General features: G+C 32.8%; 6 protein-coding genes and 2 pseudogenes. All 8 read left to right on the top strand.

The window, feature by feature from the left end:
* Window positions 1-48: 48 nt before the first annotated feature.
* Window positions 49-177, top strand: a pseudogene (locus tag ACTJFD_RS11345) (IS982 family transposase); the annotation flags it as partial.
* A 41-nt stretch (window positions 178-218) separates the two neighbouring features.
* Window positions 219-500, top strand: a complete 282-nt coding sequence (locus ACTJFD_RS11350) for a hypothetical protein (protein ID WP_442261644.1) — start codon at window positions 219-221, stop codon at window positions 498-500.
* Between the two features lie 18 nt (window positions 501-518).
* Entirely contained in the window at window positions 519-1,031 is a 513-nt protein-coding gene (locus ACTJFD_RS11355) for a DUF1307 domain-containing protein (protein WP_416411275.1), read from the top strand.
* Between the two features lie 429 nt (window positions 1,032-1,460).
* Complete coding sequence (locus ACTJFD_RS11360) at window positions 1,461-1,772, top strand: hypothetical protein (protein WP_024636108.1); 312 nt, start codon at window positions 1,461-1,463, stop codon at window positions 1,770-1,772.
* Window positions 1,773-2,209: 437 nt separating this feature from the next.
* A complete protein-coding gene (locus tag ACTJFD_RS11365; protein WP_127094182.1) occupies window positions 2,210-2,455 on the top strand; it encodes a hypothetical protein in 246 nt (81 codons plus the stop codon).
* A gap of 177 nt (window positions 2,456-2,632) precedes the next feature.
* On the top strand, window positions 2,633-3,820 hold the full coding sequence (locus ACTJFD_RS11370) for a nucleotide sugar dehydrogenase (RefSeq protein WP_260308979.1): 1,188 nt from the start codon (window positions 2,633-2,635) through the stop codon (window positions 3,818-3,820).
* Window positions 3,821-3,856: 36 nt separating this feature from the next.
* Window positions 3,857-5,050, top strand: a complete 1,194-nt coding sequence (locus ACTJFD_RS11375; RefSeq protein ID WP_127094197.1) for a glycosyltransferase — start codon at window positions 3,857-3,859, stop codon at window positions 5,048-5,050.
* Window positions 5,051-5,207: 157 nt separating this feature from the next.
* Window positions 5,208-5,420 (top strand): annotated as a pseudogene (locus ACTJFD_RS11380) (IS6 family transposase); the annotation flags it as partial.

Consider the following 5,420-nt stretch of genomic DNA (forward strand, 5'->3'; position numbering starts at 1 on the left):
GTATTATACTAGATTTAGGGACCGGACATGGACTTGTACTGATAAAGTTCGCCTCAAGGTTTTCAATTGAAATTAGAGATGATACTTTTAGCGTATTCTTTACTGTTAAAATCAGCTAAATCACTGGAACCAGAGACTTTAAGATATTCTATCGGGTATCAAGTCATGGCTAAATAATCAACTAGCAATTCGGGTATAAATATTATGTTTATGTAAGAATGAATGACCCACTTCATAGATTTGATGAGGTCACTGGTAGTTCTAATGGTTACGACAGTAAAGAGAATGCTGTATATGCTCATTTTCAGGTTCGGAACTCTCTCAATATTTTTGGTAATTTGAAAAATAATAAAAAGTTAAGACGTCTTATCGTACATAGCTTTGGAGCACAAGAATTTGTTAATGGAGTAAAAGGAAAATATAATACAAATAAAAATATTTTCTTAGGTGGTCCAGATTCAAATAAAAAATTAATCATTGATGCAGCAAACAATAAATAAGGAATAGAGGAAATCAATTTGCCAATTTCTATAAATAAAATAAAAAAATATAAAAATTCAATTATAATCATCATAGGAATTTTTTTACTGATTGCAGTAATCTTTCGGATATATCTGACCATTTCGATTGCAAAAGCAGAATTTATTCACTATGATGACTTTAAAACACCCACACGTTATGTAACTTATACTTATAGAAATGATAAAATAATTAAGCAAAATACAACTGTATCTACTCCATATATAAATAAAAGAAATGGCAACTATTCAAGTGTTACTGATAAACTTAAAAATATTAGTGGAATAATAACAACAAAAAAATATGAGAAATCGGTCATTTTTGAAACGATAGAAGTTAATTTTAATAAATTATCTAAAAATAACTTAAACAGATATCAAGAAATTATGTCTGAAATTGACACTCCAATTACTACTGATTTAAACCTTAAAAACTCAACGAAACTTTTAGAGAAACAAGGATTTCTAACTGCTGAAAAGTATCAAGAACTAAAAGAAGACAAGGAACCTTAAATCATTTAGGAAAAATGTTTTAAAATAGAGAATACTTTTCATAATCTTTTTAATTAATAATATAGAGCTTACCCGAATTGCTAGTTATTTTCCAATGAAATTAACTAGCAATTCGGGTAATTTATAAATAATGGAGGTGTGTTTTGAAAAGAAAAAAGACCTATGGACAGAAGAAGACAATCAAATCAATTTTTGATACTTTAGTCGATTCTATCACTACAATATTTTTATTTTTACGATAGGGATTTTAATTTAAATACTATAAATTTTTAAGAGAGAATGATAACAATGAAATATAAAAGGTATTAATGGGCATAACAGCCTAAGATATTTGGAGTTCAGAGAGGGCGCGTTTGATTTTCAAACTTCGCAACAGAACCCAAAGAAGAACAAAAAAATGGTGGAAATTTTGGAAGTGAGGATAAAATCATGCCAAAGATAAGATTATCGAGGACGTCAAAAGGTGCTAACAAATTAAGAGCATACAGAGTCTTAATAGACGATAAATATGTTGGGGTAATACATAGAAATCAAACCAAAGAATTTGATGTTGACTTTGGAGAACATACAATTCAATGTACAATTGACTGGGAAAGAAGTAATCATATAACCGTTGATATTCAAGATGACTTGGAAGAACTAGAAGTAATCGCTAAAGGTGTGTTTGAGTCTGCCATACGTGCTATCTTTCCATTTGACGGAAGAGATAAATACTTAACTCTATCAAAAAAATCAAAGTAACCACGACCGCAAGGGATTTTTCCTAAAGGCAGAACGTCCGATTTTTTCAATTGAGGTGTACAAGCGGAGCGACAAAAGCGAACAGGGAGACTTTATGCTATAATGAGTTTAAAGAAAACTGACACGCAGAGCATGCGGTTAAATTGTTCCATAGAGAAGTCTAATTTCTTGATGAGTGGTTGACGCATCTATGCCACATAAAAAAACGAAGCGGTGCAAGCAGAGTGGGGACTACGGCTTAACCACGAAATACCAATCTGTGCCGATTGATGATTTGATTTAAGTTTTAAAATAAAAAAGTTGCTGACAATAAGTTGGTGGCTTTTTTATTTTTTTAAGACAAAAATTTACTGTTAGGAATGTAAACATATAATTTGAAAATACTTATAAAAAGTGGTAAGATATCCCTATAGAGTATAATGGCGAATTTATATACCATGAAAAATCATGGTATAAAATGCCAATCTTTCAGATTGAAGGTGTTGAAAAAAACTCGCTTTTCTCGTGTAAAAAATAAAAGAAAAGAAAACGGGGATTGGGGAACTCGTCAAAAAAAAGTTTATCACTATGATGAACAAGGCAACAAAATTTACGATAAAGAAAAGAAAACTTATCAATGCTCCACAGAAAAAACAACGGATTGGGACAGCAATAGTCAGGCTGAGATTTCATTTATGAGGTAGATGATTTTTTTTTGCCTCAAAATATCTTGAAATTAGCATCGCATCTATTATTTTGTGAATTTGTTCCTCTTTTTTTGACTTAATACTTCTAAAAAACAAGGAACTTGTCGAAAAATATTATCATATAATGAGCTGTACTGCTTATTTTTATTAATTATCGAAAGGAAAAAAACAAGATTGGGAATCAATGGGAAAAAGAGGATATCGGTATTTGGGTTAGGTTATGTTGGTCTAGCGAATTCATTGTTATTAGGTCAGCATGAAGAGGTGGTGGGCTATGATATTGATAGTCACAAGATAACATTATTGGAACAAGGTGGCTCACCTTTAATCGATGATTACATCGAGAAATTTATTAAAGAGAAACGTTCGAATGTGAGCTATACTAGTGATTTTGAGCAGGCGGTTTTACATGGAGAGTATTTGGTGATTGCAACGCCAACAGACTATGATGAATCAACAGATTATTTTAATACATCGTCTATTGAAGACGTGATTGAAAAAGCAATTCAAATCAAAGCTGATGCGAAGTTCATTATCAAATCTACGATTCCAATCGGCTATGTTGCAACCCTAAAAAAACAATTTCCAAGTGTTCAAACTATTATTTTTTGTCCTGAGTTTTTGAGGGAAGGAACAGCACTGTATGACAATCTTTATCCGTCTAGGATCATCATTGGTGATACAACTGATGCAGCAAAAGAAATAGGTGCTTTATTTTTGAGAAATGTCTGGGATAAGGAAGTGCCTGTGCTATACACGGGTGAAACCGAGGCGGAAGCAATCAAGTTATTTGCCAATACTTACTTAGCCCTTCGTGTCGCTTATTTTAATGAATTGGATACTTTTGCGCAGATAAATGGACTTGAATCTAGACAAATCATTGAAGGACTGGGATTAGATGAGCGCATCGGTTCTCACTATAACAACCCAAGTTTTGGTTATGGTGGCTATTGTTTGCCTAAGGATACCAAGCAGTTAAAACAAAATTATCGTCAAGTCCCTGAGAGATTAATTTCAGCGATTGTTGCATCAAATGATGTTCGAAAAGATTTTGTTGCTGATAAGATTATGGAAAAAAATCCTAAAACAGTCGGTATTTATCGTTTAACGATGAAGCATGGTAGCGATAACTTTAGATATAGTGCGATTCAAGATGTTATGACGAGACTAAAATCTAAGGGTGTTGAAATTGTTATTTACGAACCAACTTTGAGTGTGCCAAATTTTAAGGGAATTCAACTTGTGCATAGTTTAGAAGACTTTAAAAAAGCGGCTGAGATTATAGTTGCCAATCGATGGGATGAAAGTCTGCGCGACGTTGCACATAAATTGCACACGCACGATGTATTTGTGAGAGATTAAAATATAAAGTCTATCAACTGGATTAATGGAGAGAAGATGTTAAACTTTTTAAGTATATTTTTATTGGTTTATGGTGTGCTTGCTATTTCGCACATTGTATTTCAGATTATTTTATGTCATAGTGACCATAGAAAACAGAACAAGGAAGCATTTAAGGATTTTCATAGTCAATATCAAGCTAGTGTTTCGGTGATAGTGCCTGCCTATAACGAAGTACCACAAATTTTGAAGAATTGTATTGATTCTATTGTGGCACAAAAGATAGCTAACATAGAGATTATTGTTGTTGATGACGGCTCAAAAAATCGTGAAGAATTGATTGAAAAAGTCTATAACACTTATCAATCGAATCCAAATGTTAAAATTTTATTGCCTGATGAAAACAAAGGCAAGCGTCACTGTCAAAAACTTGGATTTGATATTGCTAAAGGTGATATTATTGTCACAGTGGATTCAGATACCTTACTACATGATGAGAATGCTGTTGAAAAATTAATTCAGCGTTTTGCTGATAAGAAAGTTGGTGCTGTCACAGGTGATGTTCGAGTCGAAAACAAGAATACAAACATCTTAACACGTCTTATTACGTATCGCTATTGGTCTGCTTTTCACCAAGAGCGAGCAGCTCAAAGCCGCTTTCACGTTGTCATGTGTTGCTCTGGACCATTTTCAGCCTATCGTAAAGAAATAATTGAGGAAGTTAAAGAGAAGTACATTACACAATATTTCTTAGGCGAAAATTGTACCTATGGAGATGACCGTCATTTGACAAATTTGGTTCTTGAAGCAGGCCATGAAGTTGCTTTCCAAAGTGATAGTCAAGTTTATACTTTTGTTCCTGAAACAATTGGTGGGTATATCAAACAGCAAGTAAGATGGAATAAAAGTTTCTATCGTGAGATGCTCTGGACGATTAAGTTTGCACATAAGCATCCTGCTTATATGATGTATGATTTGGTCATGCAATTTATCTTACCGTTTATGTTGGTTGTGTCTTTAATCGCTATGGCTGTCCAAACAATTTTGTATCAGAATTTCGGACATTTATATCAGTATTTGATTATTTTGATTCTGATTGCTATTTTCCGTTCACTGTATGGTATTTATAGAACTAAAGATGTTGGATTTTTACTCTTTGTTATCTATGGCTTTATGCACGTACTAATTTTATTACCTGTTAGATTCTATGCACTATTCACATTGAAATCGACAAAATGGGGAACGCGATAAATCTTACCCATAACACTATTTTAAAAAAACAGCTTGCGTAAGAAAGCTGTTTTTTTTTCATTAAATAAATCGAATTGACAAAAAGGTTCTGTTGCAAAGTTTTCCAAAAAATCTATTTTAGTGTAAAATTGAGAAAAAAGACAGAGAGGACAGAGTAATGAATCATTTTAAAGGCAAACAATTCAAAAAAGACGTCATTATTGTCGCTGTTGGTTACTACCTGCGTTACAATCTAAGCTATCGTGAAGTTCAGGAATTGTTATATGATCGTGGAATAAATGTTTGTCATACTACGATTTATCGTTGGGTGCAAGGGTACAGCAAAGTCCTCTATGATCTTTGGAAGAAGAAAAATAGACAATCCTTCTAT

Origin of the sequence: Vagococcus sp., assembly GCF_052102835.1 — a bacterium.
In the GTDB taxonomy this organism is placed as follows: domain Bacteria; phylum Bacillota; class Bacilli; order Lactobacillales; family Vagococcaceae; genus Vagococcus.

Coding starts and splice junctions, on each gene's coding strand:
- ACTJFD_RS11375 (WP_127094197.1), top strand. CDS start 3,857: ATGTTAAACTTTTTAAGTATATTTTTATTGGTTTATGGTGTGCTTGCT.
- ACTJFD_RS11350 (WP_442261644.1), top strand. CDS start 219: ATGAATGACCCACTTCATAGATTTGATGAGGTCACTGGTAGTTCTAAT.
- ACTJFD_RS11365 (WP_127094182.1), top strand. CDS start 2,210: ATGAAAAATCATGGTATAAAATGCCAATCTTTCAGATTGAAGGTGTTG.
- ACTJFD_RS11360 (WP_024636108.1), top strand. CDS start 1,461: ATGCCAAAGATAAGATTATCGAGGACGTCAAAAGGTGCTAACAAATTA.